The following is a 21350-nucleotide window of genomic DNA, read 5'->3' on the forward strand; positions in this document are numbered from 1 at the left end:
GTGCGCTGGCGCACCGCATTGTGTTCAGTGGCTCTTGGCGCCTTCTTGGACCCGGCTTGGATCATGGGCGGCGCCGCGCGGCCCGGCCCGCGGGGCGTCGAGGTCGTCGGCGGGCACATCGGCGTACAGGGCGCGCAGCGTGGCCAGCAGGTCGCGGTCCTCGGCGTACGTCACGTCGTCGACGCGGGCGACGGGGCGCACCCCGAACGCCGCGTTGGTGGCGAACGCGGCCCGCAGGGAGCCGAGTTCGCGCCGGGCGACGAACGCGTCGGCCACCGGCACGCCCGCCGCGACGGCCGCCTCGCGCAGCAGGCGCGCGGTGACGCCGGGCAGGCAGCGCGCCCGGGGCCACACCAGGCGGGCGCCGTCCCAGAAGCAGACGTTCCAGGTGGTGCCCTCCTGGACGTGGCCGTGGTGGTCGAAGAGCAGCGTGTCGTCGAAGCCGCCCCGCCGGGCCGCCCGGCGCAGCCGCAGCACCCCGAACAGCGCGGTGTGCTTCACCTCGGGCAGGTCGCGCACGTACGTGGCGCCCGTCAGGCGCAGCGGCGGGGGCACGGCGGTGGAGGCGGGCCGGACGCTGAGCAGCGCGACGGGCGACGCCGGGCCGACGCCGTCGAGGCTGGTCGCGGGGTCGCAGACGGTGACCCGCACGGTGACGGGCGCGGTGTGCCGGTCGGCGACGCGGCGCAGCGCCTCCCGTACGGCGTCGGTGTCGAGGTCGGTGTCGAACAGCGCCCGGCAGTCGTCGGCGAGGCGCCGCAGGTGCAGTCCGAGCCCGCGGACCCGGCCGCCGCTCTCCACGCGCAGGCTGGTGAAGTGCCCGTAGTTGTACAGGGCGAGCGCGGACAGGTCGTCCGGGGTCGCGGGGGTGCCGTCGAGGTGGGTGATGGCCGCGCGGGCGGGTGCCGCGGGGCCGGGTGCCGCGTGCGCGGACGCCACCGGGCCAGGCAGGTCAGTCGGGTCAGTCGGGTCAGTCGGGTCAGTCGGGTCAGTCGGTTGAGTGCTCACAGGTCCCCTTGTACGCGGTGTGCGCGATGGACGCGCTGTCCGACGCCCCCGGCTGCGCGGTGTCCGTGCCCTCGTCACCCTCGTCACCCTCGTCGCCCTCGTCACCCTCGTCACCCCCGTCGCCCTCGTGCGCACCGCCCCGCGCGGTGAGGAGCGCGTGGGCCCGCACCAGGGCCCGGCCCTTGAGCAGCACCTCGTCGAACTCGTCGTCGGGGTCGGAGTCCAGGACGATGGCGCCGCCCGCGCCGATCACCGTGCCGGTGGGGGAGGTCACGGCGGTGCGGATGACGATGTTGAGGTCCGCGCCGCCGCACAGCCCGAAGTAGCCGATGGTGCCGGAGTAGACGCCCCGCGCCTCCTGCTCCAGGCGGTCGATGATGGCCATGGTGCGCAGCTTGGGGGCGCCGGTCATGGAGCCGCCGGGGAAGCAGGCCCGCACGCAGCCGACGGGGTCGACGTCGCGGCGCAGCCGCCCCCGGACGGTGGTGACGAGCTGGTGCACGGTCGCGTACGACTCGGTGACCATGTAGGCGGGCACGTCGACGGAGCCCACCTCGCACACCCGGCCCAGGTCGTTGCGGAGCAGGTCGACGATCATGAGGTTCTCGGCGCGGGTCTTGGCGGACGCGGTCAGGGACCGGCGCAGCCGCTCGTCGCTGTCGGGGTCCGCGCCGCGGGGCGCGGTGCCCTTGATGGGCTTGCTCTCCACGGTCCCGTCGCGGTCGATGCGCAGGAACCGCTCCGGGGACGAGCAGACCACGCCGGTGTCGCCGAGGCGCAGGAACGCGCCGTAGGGGGCGGGGTTGAGGCGCCGCAGCAGCAGGTGGTAGGCGAGCGGGTCGCGCACCGGCGGCAGCTTCACGCGGTTGGTCAGGCAGATCTCGTAGCTCTCGCCGCCGCGCAGCTCGTCGAGGCACCGCTCGATGTCGGCGACGTACGCGGCGCGGTCCCGGGTGAGGGGCGCGGCCGTCTCCGGCAGCGGCCGCGTGCCGGGGGGCGCGGCCCGGGGGCCGGGCAGGTCGCGGGCGCGCCGAGCGGTGGCGGTCACCCAGGCGCGGGCGGCCTCCGCCTCGCCCGTCCGGCCGCCGCTGAGGGCGAGCACATAGGTGCGGTCCTCCTGGTGGTCGACCGCCACGAGCCGGTCAGCGAACATCCATACGGCGTCGGGGGTTTCGGCGGTGTGGGCGTTGGGGCTGCCGCACTCGGCCTTGAGTTCGTAGCCGAAGTAGCCGACGTAGCCGCCGTTGAGGTCGAAGGGCAGATCGGGCGCGTCGAGGCGGCGGGCGCGCAGGCGGGCCTGGAGCACCTCGAAGATCGTGCCGTCCTCGGTGTGTTCGCCGTCGGCGTCGCGGACGGTCACGGTGTGCCGCCCGGTCCGGTAGGTGAGGGTCTCGGCGAGGGGGCCGCGAGTGTCGCCGAGGAAGGAGAAGCGGGCCCCGCCGACGCCGGGCGCGCTGCTGTCCAGCCAGAAGCAGGGGTCGCTGCGCGCGTACAGCGCGGTGAACAGGGCGGCGGTGTCCACCGCCCGGTCGACGACCTCCACGGTCAGGTCGAGGGCGGCGGCGCTCGCGTCCTCGCGGGGGCGGGCCCAGCGGGCGTACCGCGGGGGCGGGGCCGCGTAGTGGCCGCCCAGGCGTTCGGCGAAGTTCCGCAGCAGCTGGGCGCCCCACTCGCTGGCGACGGACTCCGGGTGGAACTGGAGCCCCCAGCGCGGCAGTCGGCAGTGGCGCAGCGCCATGACGGTGCCGTCCTCCGCCCAGGCGGTGGCCCGCAGCTCCGCGGGCAGCGGCTCGGTGACGCGCAGCGAGTGGTAGCGCACGGCGGTGAAGTTCTGCGGCAGGCCGTCGAAGAGGTCCTCGCCGCCGTGGCGCACCCGCGTCAGATGGCCGTGCCGGGGCGTGCCCGGCGCCACCCGCCCGCCGTGGTGGTGGGCGATGGCCTGGTGGCCGAGGCACACCCCGAGGACCGGCACGTCCCGCCAGCGGTCCAGGAGGTCCGGGCAGCAGCCGAGGTCGGTGGGGCGCTGGGGGCGGCCGGGCCCCGGCGAGATGACGACGCAGTCGAACCCGGCCGGGTCCCGGCGCGCCCACGACGGGTCGTCGTTGACGAGGACCGTGGGCTCCTTGCCGTACACCCGGGCGAGAAGCTGGAACAGGTTGTAGGTGTAGGAGTCGTAGTTGTCGATCAGCAGCGCACGCATCGACCATTCCTTGTCGGGTTCGACCGGGTGGGGCCGGGCGGGACCGGGCGGGACCGCTGGGGACCGGGTGCGGCCGGGCCCGCGGCGCTCCGGTCCGGGGCGCCGGGGGCGGCCTGCTCGATCCGCTGGCGCTACTCGCCGAGCAGGTCGTCGATGAAGTCGAAGACCTCCTCGGGGGACGCCGAGCGGAGCCGGTCCCTGACCTCGTCGCCGGTGCGGTGCTCCGGCTCGGGCCCGGCGGGCGCCTGGTGCGGCACGTCGGGCAGCAGCAGGGTGCGCAGCCGCTGGGCGAGGGCCAGCGGGGTGGGGTGGTCGAAGACCAGGGTGGGCGACAGGCGCAGTCCGGTGGCGCCGCCGAGGCGGTTGCGGAGCTGGAGGGCGCGCAGCGAGTCGAAGCCGATGTCGGCGAACGGGCGCCGTTCGCCGACGGTCCGCGGGTCGTCGTGGCCGAGGACGGCGGCGACGTGGGTGCGGACCAGGTTCAGCAGCAGCGCGTCCCGCTCGCCCTCGGGCAGCCCGGCCAGGCGGTCCGCCAACGAGCCGTCGTCCGGCGCCTGTTCGGCGTCGACGCTGGCGCGGCGCACGGGGGTGCGGGCGAGCCCGCGCAGCGGCGGCGGCACGTCCGCCGCGGCCCCGCCGCCGAGGGACGCGGTGTCCAGGCGCAGCGGGAACAGCACGGGTTCGCCGGTGGCGCAGGCGAGGTCGAGCAGGGCGAGGGCCTGGTCGCTGGCGAGCGGCTTGACGCCGGAGCGGGCCATGCGGCGTACGTCGGCGTCGTCGAGGTCGCCGGTCAGGCCCGAGCGGGCGGCCCACAGGCCCCAGCCGAGGGAGACGCCCCTCAGGCCCGCGGCCCGGCGGCGGGCCATCAGGGCGTCCACGAACGCGTTGGCCGCCGCGTATCCGGCCTGTCCCGCGGGGCCGAGGACGCTCGACACGGACGAGAACGCGACGAACGCCACGTCGGCCCCGTCCGCCTCCCGCGCCGCCGTCGCCGCGTGCAGGTGCCAGGCGCCGTCCGCCTTGGGCCTGAGGACCCGGTCGACGCGCTCGGGGGTCTGCGCCTGAAGGACGCCGTCGTCCAGGACACCGGCGAGGTGGACCACGGCCGACAGCGGGTGCTCGTCGGGGACCGCCGCAAGGGCCTCGTCGACGACGGCCCGGTCACCGGCGTCCCCGGCGACGACGCGCAGTGCGGCGCCCTCGGCGCGCAGCTCCTTCAGGAACTCGGCGGCGCCGTCGCCCGACGCGCCGGACCGGGACACGATCACGAGCCGCCGGACGCCGTGCGCGGTCACCAGGTGCCGCACCACGAGGCGGCCGAGGGTGCCGAGGCCGCCCGTCACCAGGACCGTGCCGTCCGCACGCCACGGCGGTCCGCCGGACGGCACCGGCTCCGTCACGCGGGCCAGGCGCGGCACCAGCGATACCCCGTCCCGCAGGGCGACTTGGGGCGCGTCACCGCCCACCGCTTCGGGCAGCGCGGCGAGCGAGGGGCCGAGCCCGTCGTGGTCCACGAGGACGATCCGGCCCGGGTGCTCCGCCTGGGCGGACGCCACCAGGCCCCAGACGGCGGCCAGCACCGGATCAGGGGCGCCACCGGCCCCGACCGCGCCGCGCGTGACGACGGCGAGCCGGGAGTCCTGGAGCCGGGCGTCGGCCAGCCAGTCCTGTACGGCGGTCAGGACCCGCCCGGTGGCCGCGTGCGCGGCGGCGGCCAGGTCGACGGCGTCCGGGTCCGGCCGCTCGGCGAGCACGACGACGTCGGGGGCGCCGCCCCCGGTGTCCAGGTCGGCGAGCAGGGCGGCCAGTCGGGGGTGGTGCGCGCAGTCGACGCCCCGGGCGCGCAGCGCCTCACCCGCGTCGAAGGCGCCGAGCCACGCCCACCGCTGCTCCCGGGGCCCTGACGGCCCTGACGGCGCAGGCGGCCGCGCGGGCCGCCACTCCAGGCGCAGCAGCGAGGCGTCCGCGAGGGCGGCGGCCCGCCGCAGGGACTCCGCCGCCACCGGCCGCATCCCCAGCGTGCCGACGCTGGCCACCGGCCGCCCGGCGGGGTCCGTGACGGTGACGGCGAGCCCGCCGTGGCCGGTGAACCGCAGCCGGGCCCGCACCCGCGTGGCGCCCGTGGCGTGCAGGGAGACGCCGCTGAAGGAGAACGGCAGGCGGGTCTCACCGGGCGCCGCGCCCGGCTGCCCGGCGAGGGCGGCGGCGTGCAGCACGGCGTCGAACAGGGCGGGGTGCAGCCCGTGGCCGGTGGCGCTCCCGGCGCTCTCGGGGAGTTCGGCCTCCGCGTACAGCGCGTCGTCGAGGCGCCAGCAGCGGCGCAGCCCCTGGAACGCGGGCCCGTAGTGGAGGCCCGTCTTGGCCAGTTCGCCGTAGCAGTCGTCGAGGTCGACCGGTTCGGCGCCGGGCGGCGGCCAGGCCGACGGCGGCGGCTCCGCGCCCTGCCCGCCGGGCGCGAGGGTGCCTTCGGCGTGCCGGGTCCAGGGCTCGTCGGCGGCGGCGTCGCCCGCCCGGGAGTGCAGCGTCAGGGCGCGCCGCCCGTCCGCGTCGGGCCCGGCGACGGCGAGCTGGACGCGGACGGTGCCCTCGTCGGGCAGGATCAGCGGGGCCTGGAGGACGAGTTCCTCCAGCGCCTCGGGGCCCGTCTGCGCCCCGGCGTGCAGCGCCATGTCCACGAGCGCGGTGCCGGGTACGACGAGGACGTCGGCGACGCCGTGGTCGGCGAGCCAGGGGTGGGTGCGGGCGGACAGCGTCCCGGTGAACAGGGTGCCGCCGCTGCCGTCCGCGAGCGGCACCGCGGCCTTGAGCAGCGGGTGGTCGACGCCGTCGAGTCCGGCCGACGCCACGTCCGCGTCGGGGGGCGCCGCGTCTTCGAGCCAGTAGCGGCGCCGCTGGAAGGCGTACGTCGGCACGTCCGTCAGGCGCGGCCGCGCGGGGGCGAAGGCCTCCGTCCAGTCGACGGGCACGCCGTGGACGTGGGCCTCGGCGAGCGCGGTGAGGATCCGGGCGAGGCCGCCCTCGTTGCGCCGCAGCGAGTCCACGGTCAGCACGTCCGCGCCGCCCGCGCCGCCCACGGAGGCCTCGGCGGCGGCCTCCTGGACGCCGACGGTGAGCACGGGGTGCGGGCTCAGCTCCACGAACGTGGTGTGCCCGTCGGCGAGGAGGCGGTCCACGGTGCGGTGGAACTGGACGGGGTCGCGCAGGTTGCGCACCCAGTAGGCGACGTCGAGCCCGGTGGTGTCGACGGGTTCGCCGGTCACCGTCGAGTAGAACGGCACGCTCGCCGGGCGCGGCTCGACGCCGGACAGCGCGTCGAGGAGGGTGTCGCGGATCTCGTCGACGTGCGCCGAGTGGGAGGCGTAGTCGACGTCGATCCTGCGGGCCCTGACCCCGCCCGCGTCGAACGCGGCCAGCGCCTCGTCCAGGGCCCGCGGGTCCCCGGAGACGACCACGGAGCGGGGCCCGTTGACCGCCGCGAGCGACACGGCGCCGCGCCACGGCTCCAGGCTCGCCAGGACCTGCTCGGCGGGCGCGACGACCGAGGCCATGCCGCCGCGCCCGGACAGCACGCGCAGCGCCCGGCTGCGCACGGCCACCACGCGGGCGGCGTCCTTGAGGGACAGCGCGCCCGCGACGTGCGCGGCGGCGATCTCCCCCTGCGAGTGCCCGACGACCGCGGCGGGCTCCACCCCGTACGACCGCCACAGCGCGGCCAGCGACACCATCACGGCGAACAGCGCGGGCTGCACCACGTCGACGCGGTCGAGGGTGGGCGCGCCCGACTCGCCGCGCAGCACCTTCGTCAGGGACCAGTCGGTGTGCGGGGCGAGCGCCTCGGCGCAGGCCTCGATGGACGCGCGGAACACCGTGGAGGTGCTCATGAGTTCGGCCGCCATGCCCGGCCACTGGGAGCCCTGCCCGGGGAACACGAACGTGACGCGGTCGCGGGCGGTGGCGACGCCGCGGGCCGTCCGGTCGTCGTGCGCGCCGTCGGCGGCGTCGGCGAGCGCGCCGAGCCGGGCGATCGCCTCCGCGCGGTCCTCGGCCACCACGACGGCCCGGTCCACCAGGGCCGCCCGGGTGCGCGCCAGGGAGTACGCCACGTCGGCGTCCGGCGCCTCGGGGCCGGACGCGAGGAAGTCCCGGACGCGGCGCGCCTGGGCCCGCAGCGCGTCCGCGCCGCTGCCGGACACCAGCCAGGGCAGCGGGCGCCGCTGCCCGTCGTCGGCGGGCGCCACCCCAAGGGACGGCTCCGGGGCGGACGCCGACGAGGCGCCGGGGGCGGGCTCCGGGGGCGCCTGCTCCAGGATGACGTGGGCGTTGGTGCCGCCCACGCCGAACGACGACACGGCGGCGCGCCGCGGCCGGTCGGCCCGCGGCCAGTCGCGGGCCTCGGTGAGCAGCCGCACCGCGCCGGACGACCAGTCCACGTGCGGGGTCGGCTCGGCGATGTGCAGGCTGCGCGGCAGCACGCCGTGCCGCATCGCGAGGACCATCTTGATGACGCCGGACACCCCGGCGGCGGCCTGGGTGTGGCCCACGTTGGACTTCAGCGAGCCCAGCCACAGCGGCCGGTCGGCGGGCCTGCCCCGGCCGTAGGTGGCGAGCAGCGCCTGCGCCTCGATGGGGTCGCCGAGCTGGGTGCCCGCGCCGTGCGCGTCCACGCAGTCGACGTCCGCGGCGGTGAGGCCCGCGTGGGCCAGGGCCTGGCGGATGACGCGCTGCTGGGCGGGGCCGTTGGGCGCGGTCAGGCCGTTCGAGGCGCCGTCCTGGTTGACGGCGGAGCCGCGGACGACGGCGAGCACGCGGTGGCCGTTGCGCCGCGCGTCGGACAGTTTCTCCAGGACGAGCACGCCCACGCCCTCGGACCAGCTGCTGCCGGACGCGTCGGCGGAGAACGACCGGCACCGCCCGTCCGGCGCGAGCCCCCGCTGGCGGCTGAACTCGATGTAGCCCCAGGGCGTGGCCATCACGGTGGCGCCCCCGGCGAGCGCCAGCGAGCACTCCCCGCGCGCAGCGACTGGGCGGCCAGGTGCAGGGCCACCAGCGACGACGAGCAGGCCGTGTCCACGGTCACGGCGGGCCCTTCGAGGCCGAGCGCGTAGGCGAGGCGGCCGGAGGCCACGCTCGGCATGCTGCCGACCACGCGGTAGCCCTCGGCGCTCGGCGGCACGTGCCGGATGCGGGCGCCGTACTCGCTGTACATGATCCCGACGAACACGCCGGTGCGGCTGCCGCGCAGCGTGGTCGGGTCGATCCGGGAGCGCTCGACGGCCTCCCAGGACGTCTCCAGGAGCAGCCGGTGCTGCGGGTCGATGGTGACGGCCTCGCCGGGGCTGATGCCGAAGAAGTCGGCGTCGAAGTCGGGCGCGTCGTAGAGGAATCCGGCGTGCCGGGTGACGGTGGTGCCCAGGTGGTCGGGGTCGGGGTCCTGCTCGACGGTCCAGCCGCGGTCACGCGGGAACTCGGTGATCGCGTCGGTCTCGGAGCGCACCAGGCGCCACAGGTCGTCGGGCGACGCGACCTCGCCGGGCAGGCGGCAGCCCATGCCGATGACAGCGATCGGCTCGTCGTGAAGCGCGCCGCCGGACCCGGCCCCCGACTCCGCGGCGGCCTCTTCGCCGTACGAGCCGGACGCGGTGTCCGCGCCGGACGCGCCCTTCTCGTCGTACGAGCCGTACGAGCCAAGCAGCCGCCCCCGCAGGTGCTCGGCGAGCGCGGCGGGCGTCGGGTAGTCGAACAGGGCGGTCGCGGACAGCGTGAGGCCGGTCGCCTCGGCCAGGCGCTCGCGCAGCCGTGCGGCGCCGCGTCCGCGCACGCCCTGCGCGCCGAAGGCCCGGCCGGGGTCGAGCACGAGGTCCGCGCGGTCGAGGGCGGCGGCCGTGTGCGTGCGGATCAGGTCGAGGAGCAGGCGGTGCCGGTCCGCCTCGCGCGTGGCCGTGAGGCGCTGGCGCAGCGGCCGGTCGCGGCCCTCGTTCCACTCCATCGTTGCTTCCTTCCCTGTGGCTTCCCTGTGGCGTGTGGGGCCCTGCGGGTGCGGCGGCCGTGTCACCGCGCCGCCGCGCCGGGCGACCAGTCGGGCCGCTCGGGGAAGTCGAAGTCGACCTCGTCGGCCAGGCCCAGCTCCTCGACCAGGCGCTGGGCACCGGAGAAGTCCCGCACGAGCCGCCGCCCGGTGGCGGCGGTCCGCAGGTCGGCCACGATCTCGTCGGCGCCCGCCACGCCCGCGGTGACCAGTTCGAGCCGCAGCGTGGACAGGTCCTGCTCGGCGAACGAGTCGAGGGCGAGCGGCAGGCAGCGCGCGAGGGTCCGGCGCTGCTCGGCGTTCATCCGGGCGTGCAGCTCCCGGACGACCTCGATGACGACCGAGCCGTGCGCCGTCTCGTCCCGCAGGTGCAGGGTGGTGATCAGGGAGTGCAGGGGCTGGATCGCGGTGTCCCGGGCGAGCAGCGCGAGCAGCGCGTTGATGCAGGTCTCGGCGACCGCGCCCCACACCAGGACGGCCACGTCGCGCTCCCACCGCTCGGGCATCGTGGCGAGGGTCTCGCGCAGCCTCCGGTAGGTGACCAGCGGGGGCTGCTCGGGCCTGCTGGTCACCCGGCGCAGCTCCCGGGTGCGGGAGATGGCGAGCATGTGCATGTACGTGTGGAAGCTCTCGTCCACGATCGCCTGCTGCACGCCCTGCCGGACGACAGGGTCGTCGCTGCCGGGGAACACGCCGCGCATGACGAGGTCGAAGGCGGGCTCGGCGACGAGGTGCTCGGTGGCGATGACGCGCTCGTTGTAGCCGATCCACAGGCCCGTCAGGACCCGCTGCCGCTGCTCGGGGCTGGCCGCGAGGAACCGCGGGTGCTCGGCGAACGGCACGATGTCCAGCGGGTAGTCGGGTATCCCGGGGTCGTAGGCGGCGGGCTCCTGGAAGACCTCGGGCCGGTTGGCGACGGCGGCCCGCCGTGGCCAGGCGGCGACCAGTCGGCGCAGCGTGGCGCTGCCTATGCCGTGCTCCTCGGTCCACCCCTTGGCCGCCCAGGTGGTCACCACGCCCGGCTCCTCTCGTGTCGTCCGCCCGGCCTTCGTACCGGTGGTCGCAGTGCGGCTGCATCGTCACCGGCCGCTCTTGGCGGTTTCTTGGACGGGACTTGGCGGCGGCCGAAGCGGGCTTCTTCCCGGGCGGCGGGGATGCCAGGATGGGGCGAACGCCGAGGTGACCGGGGCGCCCACCGCCCGTGCCCGCGCCTTCGGCAGGCCCGCCCGGCCCCCGTCCGGCCGCGCCGAGCACCGTCGTTGACCGTCCACCGGCACTCCCTGTGAGGACGCATCATGCTCGTACCGCTCACCACGGCCGACTTCCTCGACCGCGCCGGGGCCGCCGCGTACGGCCGCACCGCGCTCGTCGACGAGCCGTACCAGCCGGGCGGCCCGCTGCCGACGACCACGTACGGCGGACTGCTCCGCCGGATCCGGGCCTGGCAGGCGGGCCTGGACGCGCTGGGCGTCGGCGAGGGCGAGCGGGTGGCGGTGGTGAGCCCCAACTCGGCCCGCCTGCTTGAGCTGTTGTACGCGGTGACGGCGAGCGGCCGGATCTGCGTGCCGGTGAACTACCGCCTCACACCGGAGGAGATCGCGTACGTGCTGCGGCAGTGCGACGCGTCGGTGGTGTTCGCCGACCCCGACGTGGAGGCGGCGCTCGGCACGGTCGAGGGGCCGAAGCGGTTCGTGCTCGGCGAGCAGACCGAGACGCAGGTCATGCGGTACGACACCGAGCCGCGCCCCTGGTCGCGGCCCGACGAGAACGCGGTCGCGACCCTCAACTACACCTCCGGCACGTCCGCGCGCCCCAAGGGCGTGGCGCTCACCCACCGCGCGGTCTGGCTGAACGCGATGACGTTCGGCGTGCACGCGCGGATCTGGGAGGGCGACGTCTATCTGCACACGCTGCCGACGTTCCACTGCAACGGCTGGGGCGTACCGTTCCTGCTCGCCGGGCTCGGCGCGCGGCAGGTGCTGCTGCGCCGGATCGACGGCGCGGAGATCCTGCGGCGGGTCCAGCAGCACGGCGTGACGCTGGCGTTCGGGGCCCCGGCGGTGTGGGACGCCGTGCTGCGGGCGGCCCGCGACTGGCCGGGCGAGGTGCCGGGGCGCGGCAAGGTGCGGATCATCTGCGCGGGCGCGCCGGTGAGCGAGCGCCTGGTGGCGCGGGTGGAGGACGAGCTGGGCTGGGAGTTCCTCCAGGTGTACGGGCTGACCGAGACGACGCTGCTCACCTTCAACCGGCGGCTGCCGGGCGCCCCGGGCGGCGGGGGCCTGACGCGGGCGGGTGTGCCCGCGCTCGGCGTGCGGCTGCGGACGGGGGAGCGCGGCGAGGTGCTGGCGCGCTCCAACATGGTCCTCGACGGCTACTGGCAGGACGGGGCGGCGAGCGCGGCGGCGCTCGACGACGGCTGGTTCCACACCGGTGACGTGGGGTCCTTCGACGGCGAGGGGCACCTGGAGCTGTTCGACCGGCTGAAGGACGTCATCGTCTCCGGAGGGGAGAGCGTGTCGTCGGTGGAGGTCGAGGAGTGCCTGCTGAGCCATCCGGCGGTGGCGGAGGCGGCCGTCGTCGGCGTGCCGGACGAGCGGTGGGGCGAGACCGTCAAGGCGCTCGTCGTGCCCGCCCCCGGGGCCCGGCCTGCCGAGGGCGAGCTGATCGCCCACTGCAAGGAGCGGCTCGCCCGGTACAAGGCGCCCACGTCCGTGGAGTTCCGCGAGGCGCTGCCCCGCACCAGCAACGGCAAGGTCCGCAAGAGCAGGCTCAGGGAGCCGTACTGGGCGGGTCAGGACCGGCGGATCAACTGACGGCGGCCGCCACGTTCCGCGGTCCGCGCCGCGACGGGCCGCCGCCCGTGCACGGCTTCGCGGCGGCCGGGCGCGCCCGCGCGGCACAGCCGCACGGCCCCGCGCCCCTCGCCCGTACCGCGCCGCGGCGGACGCCGCCGCGCCCGCTCAGGGCTGGAGGCACATGCGCCCGACGGACTCGTCCCGCAGGATGCGGGTGAACAGGACCCTGAGGTCGCGGCCCGGGTCCACGCCGAGTTCCTGGGCGAGGGCGCCGCGGATGCGGTGGTAGACGCGGACCGCCTCCGCCTGTCGGCCGACCTCGCACAGCGCCACCATGAGCAGCCAGCCGAGGCGTTCGCGGGTGGGGTAGCGGGCGCTGAGCGCGGACAGCTCGGCCACCGCCGTGCCGTTGTCCCGGCCCCAGGCCAGCTCGGCCTCCCACAGGGCCTCCCAGGTGACCAGGCGCAGCTCCTCCAGGCGGGCCGCCTCGCGCACGGCCGGTTCGTAGTCGCCGAGTTCGGCGTACGGCGCGCCGCGCCATAACGCGAGGGACCCGGCGAGGGCGCGGCTGGCCGCCGCGAACCGGCCGTCCCTCAGCAGCTGGCGCCCGTACCGGAGCTGGCCCTCGAAGCGGCAGGCGTCGACCCGTTCCATCTCGACGGCGAGCACATAGCCGTGCGGCTCGCGGCGCAGGATGCGGTTGCGGCCGCGGGGCGGGCAGTCCGGCTCCAGCTGGCGGCGCAGATGGGAGACGTAACTGTGCAGGCTCGCGACCACGTTGCCGGGTGGTCCGGCGGGCCAGATGGCCTCCGTCAGCCGCTCGGCGCCCACCACCTGCCCGGGGGCGAGCAGCAGCGCCGACAGGACGGCGCGCTGGCGCGCCGGGCCCAGGGGCAGGGGGCCGCCGGGCGACCACACCGCGAGCGGCCCCAGGATGCTGAAGGAGAGTTCACCGGTCAGTTCCGCAACAGTTTTCACAGACATCACTACTCCCCCTGATAACACTGTTTTTCAATGGTCACCGATCTCCCCCTGCCGATGGTCGGAACGCCGTCCACATCGCCCGTCCGAGCGCCCTGCCGGTTCACGGGTGGACTTTTCATATGTCCCGCACAAGCAATGAGGGGGAAGCGTTCCCCATTCGACCGGGCGTTACTCTAGGCCCGCACTCTTTGCTAACCCATGCCGCTGACCTGACCTGATGGCGTGAAACTGCGGTTACTCCCAGGGATTTCCCTGGGATACGTTGGGCAGTTACGCAAGTTCTCTGAAGATCTCCGGCCGGGCGCCGCGACTGGGCGCGCCAACGGGCCACGGTGTTCGATTCACCGATTCCTCTGCGAATAACAAAGGCGTGTTCGAGCAATTCAAGACGGCCGGGCAGCCCTTCGCGTGTGAAGAAACAACCTTTCCTACCCGGCGGCCGCGCCGGTATGCCCCCGGCGGGAGGGCGCACTGGCTCAAAGGAAGGAACAGGGGGTTACGCGAGAGGGCGCGCGGCGGGCGGCCACTCCCCCGAGGACAGAAAGCGCCGCACCTCCACCGCGGCGCGGCGCCCCTCGGCGGCCACCGCACCGGCGCGCCGCACCTCGTGGACCGCGTTCCCGACCGCGAAGACCCCGTGGACCGCGGTGCGGAACGCCGCGTCGACGGCGGGCCCGCGCGTGGCGGGATCCAGCGGCACGCCGCCCCGGCGCGCCAGCTCGTGGTCGGGCACGAAGTCGCCGGTGAACACGACGGTGTCGCAGGCGAGTCGGGTGCTGCGGCCGGTGCGGTGCCGCAGCCGGACGGCGGACAGCCGCCCCTGGCCGAGCAGTTCGGTGACCTCGGTGCCGGTCAGGAGCGGCACGCCGAGCCGCAGCCGCGCGTCGGCGGCCTGCCACGCCGTGGTCTCGTGGCGCGGCCGGGCGGTCACCTGGGCGGCCACCTCGACGCCCGCGCGCCGCAGCGTGCCGAGCGCCGCGTACGCCACGGCCTCGCCGCCGACCACCACCGCGCGGCGGCCGACGTCCTGGCCGTACAGGTGGACGGCCTGCTGGAGCTCCCCCGTGGTGTAGACGCCCGCGGGACGGCTGCCGGGGACGAGGCGGGCGGTGCGGGGGCGCTCGCGGGCGCCGGTGGCGAGCACCACCGCCCGTGCGGTGAGCCGCTCCAGGCCCGCGGGTGACGTGGTGTCGAGGGTGCGGGGACCGGCCCAGCCGGTGGCCGTGACGCCGGTGCGGACGGTGGCGCCCGCGCGGATCGCGGCGTCGAGGCAGCGCCGCGCGTACCGGGGGCCGCTGACGCCGGGCCCGGTCAGGCCCGCGAGAGTGCGGGCGCCGAAGCCGCCGTGGTGGCAGTGGCGCGGGACGCCGCCCGCCCGCTCCTCGCGCTCCAGGACCTCGACGCGGCCCGCGCCCGCCGCGGCGAGTGCGGCGGCGACCGCGAGCCCCGCGGGACCGGCGCCGACGACCAGCACGTCGACCGCGCGTTCGTGCCTCATCACGCCCCCAGCCAGTCGCGCCGCTCGAAGAGGTCCCGCACGGCGGCACCGCAGTAGAAGCCCTGGCAGCGGCCCGCGCGGGCGCGGGTGCGGCGCCGCAGCCCGTCGAGGGACGCGGGCGGCACGGTGCTCAGCAGGGCGTCGCGGATCTCGCCGCGCGTGACGCGCTCGCAGTGGCAGACGATCCTGCCGTACTCCGGGTCGGCGGCGATGAGGTCGGCGCGCTGATGGGGCCGGGGGAACGATTCGCCGAGGTTCGGCATGCGCAGCGGCGCCAGCTCGCCCGCCTCGCCCAGGCGCAGGCCGGTGTCGGCGAGCAGGTCCACGACGTACGCGGCGATGGCCAGGGAGGCCGTCAGGCCGGTGGAGCGGATGCCGCCGACGGTGACGTAGCGCTGCTCGGGCCAGGCGTCGATGCGGTAGTCGGCGTGTTCGGTGGCCGCGCGCAGGCCCGCGTAGACGGCGGTGACGTCCTCGTCGAGGAGTGCGGGCAGGATCCGCGCGCCCTTCTCGCGCAGGTCCGCGATCCCCTCGGCCGTGGAGCCGGTGGCCCGCTTGTCGTCCAGGTCCTCGGCGGTGGGCCCGAGCAGCACGTTGCCGTACACGGTGGGTGCGACGAGCACGCCCTTGCCGAGGGCCGTGGGCACGGGGAGCAGGATGTGGCGCACCAGGTCGCGGGCGAGCTTGTCGAAGACGAGGAGCTGGCCGCGGCGCGGCGTGACGGTGAAGGTGGTGCGGCCGAGCATGCGGTCGACGGTGTCGGCGCCCAGGCCCGCGGCGTTGACGAGGTGGTGGGCGCGGACGGGGCCGCGGCTGGTGGTCAGCGTGTGCGGGGTGCCGTCGGACGCGTCGCCCTGGCTGACCGCGCTCACCCGGCAGTAGAGGTGCAGGTCCACGCCGGAGCGCACGGCCTGGGTGGCGTAGGCGAGGGGGGTCGTCCAGGGGCAGATGACGCTCTCGCCGGGCACGTCGAGGGCGCCGAGGGCGCCGGGGCCCAGGTGCGGTTCGCGGGCGCGGACGGCCGCGGCGTCGAGCAGCCGGGTCTCGTGGTGGCCGTTGCGCTCGGCCTTCGCCAACAGGCCGGGCAGGGCGGCGCGCTGCTCCTCGTCCCAGGCGACGAGGAGGGCGCCGACCGGCTCGACGGGGATGCCGGTCTCGGCGGCATAGTCGGCGAGGAGCCGCTGCCCCTCGCGCACGAGCCGGGCCTCGAGGGAGCCGGGCACGGCGTCGAAACCGGTGTGCAGGATCGCGGTGTTGGCCTTGGAGGTGCCCTCGCCGACGTCGCCGGAGGCCTCCACGACCGCGGTGCGCAGCCGGTACCGGGCCAGTTCGCGGGCGATGGCGGCGCCGACCACTCCGGCGCCGACGACCAGGACGTCGTACGGCTCGGACGGCAGCGCGCCGCTCCGGGTGACGCGCCCTGGCATGGCCTGGTTCATGAAGTTCATCACGACGTACGGGACAGCAGTGCCGTCACTTCGGAGCGGAACGCGGCGCGCCGGGCCGCCGCCTCGTCGGCGCTGACGCGCGGCTCGTACACGGCGGCGGGCCGCCACGCCGGTATGACGTCGCGCAGGGCGAGGCCCGGGTCGGCGCCGAGGCGGGCGACCGCGCCCACGCCGAGCGCGGTGACGTCCGGCAAGGCGGAGACCTCCACGGGGCGCTGGAGCAGGTCCGCCTGGGTCTGCATCAGCAGGGCCGAGCGGGTCAGGCCGCCGTCGACGCGCAGGCTCCGCAGCGGCTCGCCGAGGTCGGCGGCGACCGCGTCGGCCAGCTCGGCGACCTGGGCAGCGATGCCCTCGCACAGGGCGCGCACCACATGGCCCGGAGCGGTGTCCAGGCCGAGACCGGTGAGGGAGCCCCGCAGGTCGCCGCGCCACCAGGGCGCCGCGAGCCCGGCGAGCGCGGGCACGAAGGTGACGCCGCCGCTGTCCGGCACGGCCGAGCCGACCGCGTCGAGGTCCTCGGCGCCGGAGATCACGCCGAGGTCGGTGAGCCAGCGCACGGCGGACGCGGCCGTGTACACCTGGCCGTCCAGGCAGTAGCTGCTGCGGCCCCCGAGGCGCCAGGCGACGCAGGCGACCAGGCCCGAGTCGCCGCGGCGCGGCCGGTCGCCGGTCTGGGCGAGCAGGAACGCGCCCGTGCCGTAGGTGCACTTGGCGCTGCCCGGCTCGGTGACGTCCTGGGCGAGCAGCGCCGCCTGCTGGTCGACGAGGAGGCCGGTGAGCGGAATCCCGTACCCGAAGTCCGTGGTGGTGCCGATGTGTTCGGCGGCGTCGACCACGCGGGGCAGCGCCTCGCCGTCGAGGCCGAAGAGGGCGAGGGCGCGCTCGGACCAGGCGGCGGTGTCCAGGTCGAGGAGCTGGGTGCGGCCCGCGGTGGCGGCGTCGGTGACGAAGGCGCCGGTGAGCCGGTGCGTCAGCCAGGCGTCGCTGGTGGTGACGGTGCCGTCGCGGGTGAGGTGGCGGCGGATCCACGCCATCTTGGGGGCGGCGAAGTAGGGGTCGAGGGGCAGGCCGGTGAGGGCCCGCAGCTCCTCGGCGTGCTCGGCGAGTTCGGCGCACAGCGGCTCGGCGCGGCGGTCCTGCCACACCAGGGCGTCGGTCAGCGGCTCACCGGTCGCCGGGTCCCAGGCGAGCACGGTCTCGCCCTGGTTCGCCAGGCCCACGGCGGTGACCGGCTCGTCCGCGTCGGCGAGGGCGGCGCGGCCCGCGTCGAGCACCGAGTCCAGCAGGTCGCCGGGGCTCACCTCGACCAGGCCGCCGGGCAGGTGGCGGGGGCGCACGGGGGCGGCGCCGGAGCCGATCACGCCCCGCTCGGGGCAGACCACGAGGGCCTTGGTGCCGGAGGTGCCCTGGTCGACGGCGAGGACGGGACCCTGGCCGGTCATCGGGGCCGCCGGGGGCGCACGGGGGCGCACGCGCCGGGGGAGGTCATGATCACGGCGGCAGCCTGCTACACCGGGCGCGGGACCGTCAAGGGAGGTGCGGGGACCGTCCGGTCCGAGGCTTCAGCGCCCAAATGTCGGGTTCCACACTCCTGTTGATCAAGAAGGAACCCAAACTTCACACCGGCGCGCCGCGTTGACACAACTTGGTCAAGAAAGATCCGAGGACCGCCCAGTAATCGGAAGACTCGGCTCTACACTGACCGCCGAAACAACATCGCACACTCGTACACCAGTTCATCACTCAAGAAACACACAGGACACAGCGCTACCACCGCCCACGAGCCCCACGTACGCCCCAGATGTGCCCCATGTACGCCTCCGAGCGCCCCCGGGCGCCCCGAACGAAACAGCCGAAGCCCAGCCCCCGTCCAATCCCAGAGGACCCCATGTCGATGCCCTTAACCCGCCCGGTGTACCACCCGGCCGGTCACGACGCGCCGCTGCGCGCCGTACTCCAGGACCTCAAGGCAGGCCGCTGGGTGTCGACGAGGAACCTGCTCACCGAGACCCCGGACTGGGGCCTGTGGACCCAGCGCACGCAGATCCTGGCGGCGGCCGTCGCCGGTTCCGACGTGGTGCGCGCCTGGCTCTCCGAGGAGCCGCGCAGCGTCGCCGCGACGGTCCTGCACACCCGCGTCACGGTCGAGCGCGCCCTGCGCGCCCACCGCGCGGGCCACCGGCACACCAACGACCTGTGGCGCGAGGCCAACGACGCCTGCCGCGTCGCCTCGCAGACCTCCCCCGAGGACCCCGTCCCCTGGATCTGCCTGCTCGCGCTCGCCACGCTCGACGAGGGCCAGCGGTGGGACGAGCACCGGGTGCCCGCCCCGGAGCCGATGCTGTTCCCCGGCCCCTGGCACATCCTCGCCGAGGCCGACAAGCGCGACCCCGGCAACCGCGAGGCGTACCACCGCATGCTCCAGTTCGCCTACCACCGCAGGCCGGGCGCCCCGCTGACGGAGGCGGTGAACTTCGTGCACTGGGCGTCGGCTTCGGCGCCCGCGGGCTCGCCCCTGCACGTCCTGCCGCTGTATGTGCGGGTGGAGCGCTACCGGCGCGACGGCGGCAGCGAGCGGGCCCTCGACCTGCACTGGGTCGCGGAGGACGCGACGCGCAGCGCGCTCAGGGCCCTGCAGTTGTGGTTCGACCACGCGCGCCCCGAGTCGGCGTCGCTGCTGGACCTCAACTACCTGGCGCACGCGCTGTGGGGCGCGCACCACTTCCACGACGCGGTCCGGGTCTTCGAGGTGCTCGACCCGTTCTTCACCGTCGTGCCGTGGACGTACCGCACCCAGTCGCCCGGGGACACGGAGGCCGCCACGGAGGCGTTCGTGCAGGCCCGCGCGCGCTGCTACCACGCGGCGCGGGGCCCCGGGCAGCGCTGAGGCGCACCCAACACCCCCTTGCCCCCTCACCCCCGTAACACCCTCTCACTGCGGCACCGCCCCCTACCGCCCCCTTACCACCCACAACACCGTTAGCCCCTCTCACCCCCGTAACGCCTTCCCGTACCCCCGCGCCCCCGCACACCGGCGCATCCGGCGTACCCACGCCCCTAGTACTCCCCCACACGCCCCACAGTCCCCCACACCCCCCACAGTCCCCCACACCCCCCACACTCCCTACCCCCACACCCCTTACCCCCACACACCCCCGCACCCCCCGTTTCCGGAGGTTGAACCGTGTCACGCACCACCATGTCGAGCTCCGTCCCGGTGCCCCCGCACCAGGACGAGGAACAGCGGCTCAGAGAGCTCGGCTACCAGCCCGTACTCGCCCGCCGCATGGGCGGGTTCGGCAACTTCGCCATCAGCTTCTCCGTGATCTCCATCCTGTCCGGCTGCATGACGCTCTACGGCTTCGGCCTGAGCACCGGCGGGCCCGCCGTGATGATGTGGGGCTGGGTCGGCGTCGGCCTGATGGTCCTGTTCGTCGGCCTCGCGCTCGCCGAGGTCACCAGCGCCTACCCGACCTCGGGCGCCCTGTACTACATGGCGGACCGGCTCGGCGGGCGCCGCTGGGGCTGGTACACGGGCTGGCTGAACCTCCTCGGGCTGCTCGGCGCGATCGCGGGCATCGACTACGGCGCCGCCCTGTTCACCGGCGCCCTGGTGAGCATGCACAGCGACTTCACGCCCACCGCGGGCTCCACGTTCGTCATATTCCTGTGCATCCTGCTGCTGCACGCGCTGCTCAACCTGTTCAACGTGCGCCTGGTCAGCCTCCTCAACTCCATCTCCGTGTGGTGGCACCTGACGGGCGTCGCGGTCATCGTCGGTGTCCTCGCGATCGTGCCCGACTCGCACAAGTCGCCGTCGTTCGTCTTCGGCGAGTTCGTCAACGACACCGGCTGGTCCAGCCCGCTGTACGTGTGCATGATCGGCCTGCTGCTCGCCCAGTACACGTTCTCCGGGTACGACGCGTCGGCGCACCTCTCCGAGGAGACCTCCAACGCCTCGGTGACCGCCGCGCGCGGCATCGTGCGGGCCATCTGGGCGTCCTGGGTCGCCGGTTTCATCCTGCTCGCGGGCCTCACCTTCGCCATCCAGGACTACGTGGGCACGCAGAAGTCCGCCACCGGAGTGCCGCCCGCACAGATCTTCATCGACGGCCTCGGCACGTCGGGGGCGACCGCGCTGCTGCTCATCGTGATCGTGGCGCAGCTGTTCTGCGGCAACGCCGAGACGGCCGCCGCCAGCCGCATGGTGTTCGCGTTCAGCCGGGACAACGCCCTGCCGGGCTCGGCCATCTGGCGCAAGGTCAGCCCGCGCACCCAGGTGCCGGTCCCCGCGGTGTGGCTCTCCGTGGGCCTCGCGGGCGTGATCGCGCTGCCGTCGCTGTACTCGTCCACCGCGTACGGCGCCGTCACGGCGATCAACGTCATCGGCATCACGCCCGCCTACGCCATCCCCGTGCTGCTGCGCCTCAAGGCGGGCGACCGGTTCCAGCCGGGCCCGTGGAACCTGGGCCGCTGGAGCAAGCCGGTGGGCTGGATCGCCGTGTGCTGGGTCGGCTTCGTCACCGTCCTGTTCTGCCTGCCGCAGGCCTCGCCGGTGACCGTCGACACCATGAACTACGCGTCCATCGCGCTCGCCGTGGTGCTGATCCTCGCCACCATCTGGTGGTTCGTGGCGCGCCGCTCCTACAGCACGCCCGCCGCGTACGGCAGCGACAAGGAGCAGGCCGAGATCGCCGAGGGCATCATCTGACGCCCTGACGCACGGCCAAGCGGTGCCGGGGCCCGACCCCCGTGCGAGCCCCGGCACCGCGGTCCGGGCAAGACCGTCACCGGCCGCCGCCCACCGCCTCGGCCGCCTCAGCGGCCGACGCGGCTGCTCTGGTCGTGCAGCACCAGCCAGCGGCCGTCGGCCCGGGTGAAGCCGAGGCCGGTCCGCAGCCGCGCCCGGTGGCCGTCGGCGGGCTTGGAGTACTCCGAGTCGAACAGCACGAACCCGGTGTCGCAGCCGGACACCACCCGGCGCCGCTCGTGGAGCGTCCGGCGCCAGGACGGGTCGGCGAACAGCTCCTCGACGAACGCCATCGAGTCCGCCTTCCCCGACCGGACCTCGCCGTCGGCGGAGACGATCGTGTAGCCGTCGTGCACCAGGGCCTTGTACCGCTCGGCGTCCCGCTCCCGCGTCGCCGTCGCGTACGCCCGCACGGCCGCGCCGAACTGCTCGACGCAGCGCCGGGTTTCGGTGCCCGAGTCCGACCGCTCCCGCCCGCCCGAGGCGACGCCGCCGGTGGCCGCGACACCGGCCGTCGCCGCGACCGCCGTGGCCGCGCACAGCAGGGCGGTCAGCACGACGTTCCGCCACATCCGCACCATCAACCCTCCTCACCTCCGGCCGGGCGCGCCGCCCCGCGCCCGCTTCCCTTCCGGCACCCAG

11 protein-coding genes and 2 pseudogenes are annotated in these 21350 nt (G+C 75.4%); 3 read left to right on the forward strand and 10 right to left on the reverse strand.

All coding sequences use genetic code 11. The features are described 5' to 3' along the window. Positions 1 to 24: 24 nt before the first annotated feature. The 5 genes and pseudogenes from ACOBQU_RS06115 to ACOBQU_RS06135 all read right to left on the reverse strand — a co-directional run bounded on the left by ACOBQU_RS06115 (position 25) and on the right by ACOBQU_RS06135 (position 10249). Positions 25 to 939, reverse strand: coding sequence for an aminotransferase class IV (locus ACOBQU_RS06115; protein WP_423624868.1), 915 nt, complete (start codon positions 937 to 939; stop codon positions 25 to 27). 49 nt (positions 940 to 988) lie between these two features. Beyond that, a complete protein-coding gene (gene pabB / locus ACOBQU_RS06120; RefSeq protein ID WP_423624869.1) occupies positions 989 to 3208 on the reverse strand; it encodes an aminodeoxychorismate synthase component I in 2220 nt (739 codons plus the stop codon). A 131-nt stretch (positions 3209 to 3339) separates the two neighbouring features. After that, positions 3340 to 5220 carry a type I polyketide synthase gene (locus ACOBQU_RS06125; RefSeq protein ID WP_423634288.1) on the reverse strand — a complete coding sequence of 627 codons (1881 nt, stop codon included), beginning with the start codon at positions 5218 to 5220 and terminating at the stop codon, positions 3340 to 3342. Beyond that, positions 5194 to 9137, reverse strand: a pseudogene (locus ACOBQU_RS06130) (type I polyketide synthase); the annotation flags it as partial. The pseudogene ACOBQU_RS06130 and the gene ACOBQU_RS06125, both read right to left, overlap by 27 nt. 119 nt (positions 9138 to 9256) lie before the next feature. Beyond that, positions 9257 to 10249, reverse strand: coding sequence for a 4-aminobenzoate N-oxygenase (locus ACOBQU_RS06135; protein ID WP_423624870.1), 993 nt, complete (start codon positions 10247 to 10249; stop codon positions 9257 to 9259). Positions 10250 to 10528: 279 nt separating this feature from the next. Between ACOBQU_RS06135 and ACOBQU_RS06140 the strand changes: the two genes are divergently transcribed. Then, positions 10529 to 12046, forward strand: a complete 1518-nt coding sequence (locus ACOBQU_RS06140) for an AMP-binding protein (RefSeq protein ID WP_423624871.1) — start codon at positions 10529 to 10531, stop codon at positions 12044 to 12046. 147 nt (positions 12047 to 12193) lie between these two features. Here the strand turns inward: ACOBQU_RS06140 and ACOBQU_RS06145 are convergent, their stop codons facing one another. The 4 genes and pseudogenes from ACOBQU_RS06145 to ACOBQU_RS06160 form a co-directional block, all read right to left on the reverse strand. Beyond that, positions 12194 to 13006: an AfsR/SARP family transcriptional regulator gene (locus tag ACOBQU_RS06145; RefSeq protein WP_423624872.1), complete on the reverse strand. Its 813-nt coding sequence runs from the start codon at positions 13004 to 13006 to the stop codon at positions 12194 to 12196. Positions 13007 to 13514: 508 nt separating this feature from the next. Next, positions 13515 to 14510: pseudogene (locus tag ACOBQU_RS06150) on the reverse strand (NAD(P)/FAD-dependent oxidoreductase); the annotation flags it as partial. Continuing rightward, positions 14510 to 15958, reverse strand: coding sequence for an FAD-dependent oxidoreductase (locus ACOBQU_RS06155; protein WP_423624873.1), 1449 nt, complete (start codon positions 15956 to 15958; stop codon positions 14510 to 14512). The pseudogene ACOBQU_RS06150 and the gene ACOBQU_RS06155, both read right to left, overlap by 1 nt. Continuing rightward, a complete protein-coding gene (locus ACOBQU_RS06160) occupies positions 15958 to 17400 on the reverse strand; it encodes an FGGY family carbohydrate kinase (RefSeq protein ID WP_423624874.1) in 1443 nt (480 codons plus the stop codon). The genes ACOBQU_RS06155 and ACOBQU_RS06160 overlap by 1 nt, the downstream gene beginning before the upstream one ends. 446 nt (positions 17401 to 17846) lie before the next feature. Between ACOBQU_RS06160 and ACOBQU_RS06165 the strand changes: the two genes are divergently transcribed. Both ACOBQU_RS06165 and ACOBQU_RS06170 read left to right on the forward strand, forming a co-directional pair. Further along, positions 17847 to 18845, forward strand: a complete 999-nt coding sequence (locus ACOBQU_RS06165; RefSeq protein ID WP_423624875.1) for a hypothetical protein — start codon at positions 17847 to 17849, stop codon at positions 18843 to 18845. A gap of 312 nt (positions 18846 to 19157) precedes the next feature. Beyond that, positions 19158 to 20669 carry an amino acid permease gene (locus ACOBQU_RS06170; RefSeq protein WP_423634290.1) on the forward strand — a complete coding sequence of 504 codons (1512 nt, stop codon included), beginning with the start codon at positions 19158 to 19160 and terminating at the stop codon, positions 20667 to 20669. Between the two features lie 107 nt (positions 20670 to 20776). Here ACOBQU_RS06170 and ACOBQU_RS06175 read toward each other — a convergent pair whose 3' ends face one another. After that, positions 20777 to 21289 (reverse strand): nuclear transport factor 2 family protein, encoded by a 513-nt coding sequence (locus ACOBQU_RS06175; RefSeq protein ID WP_423624876.1) that lies wholly within the window; start codon positions 21287 to 21289, stop codon positions 20777 to 20779. Positions 21290 to 21350: the final 61 nt, after the last annotated feature.

It is taken from the genome of Streptomyces sp. G45 (assembly GCF_049542095.1).
In the GTDB taxonomy this organism is placed as follows: Bacteria; Actinomycetota; Actinomycetes; order Streptomycetales; family Streptomycetaceae; genus Streptomyces.

Coding starts and splice junctions, on each gene's coding strand:
- ACOBQU_RS06155 (WP_423624873.1), bottom strand. CDS start 15,958: ATGAACTTCATGAACCAGGCCATGCCAGGGCGCGTCACCCGGAGCGGC.
- ACOBQU_RS06170 (WP_423634290.1), top strand. CDS start 19,158: ATGTCGAGCTCCGTCCCGGTGCCCCCGCACCAGGACGAGGAACAGCGG.
- ACOBQU_RS06165 (WP_423624875.1), top strand. CDS start 17,847: ATGTCGATGCCCTTAACCCGCCCGGTGTACCACCCGGCCGGTCACGAC.
- pabB (WP_423624869.1), bottom strand. CDS start 3,208: ATGCGTGCGCTGCTGATCGACAACTACGACTCCTACACCTACAACCTG.
- ACOBQU_RS06160 (WP_423624874.1), bottom strand. CDS start 17,400: ATGACCGGCCAGGGTCCCGTCCTCGCCGTCGACCAGGGCACCTCCGGC.
- ACOBQU_RS06125 (WP_423634288.1), bottom strand. CDS start 5,220: ATGCGGCCGGTGGCGGCGGAGTCCCTGCGGCGGGCCGCCGCCCTCGCG.
- ACOBQU_RS06140 (WP_423624871.1), top strand. CDS start 10,529: ATGCTCGTACCGCTCACCACGGCCGACTTCCTCGACCGCGCCGGGGCC.
- ACOBQU_RS06175 (WP_423624876.1), bottom strand. CDS start 21,289: ATGGTGCGGATGTGGCGGAACGTCGTGCTGACCGCCCTGCTGTGCGCG.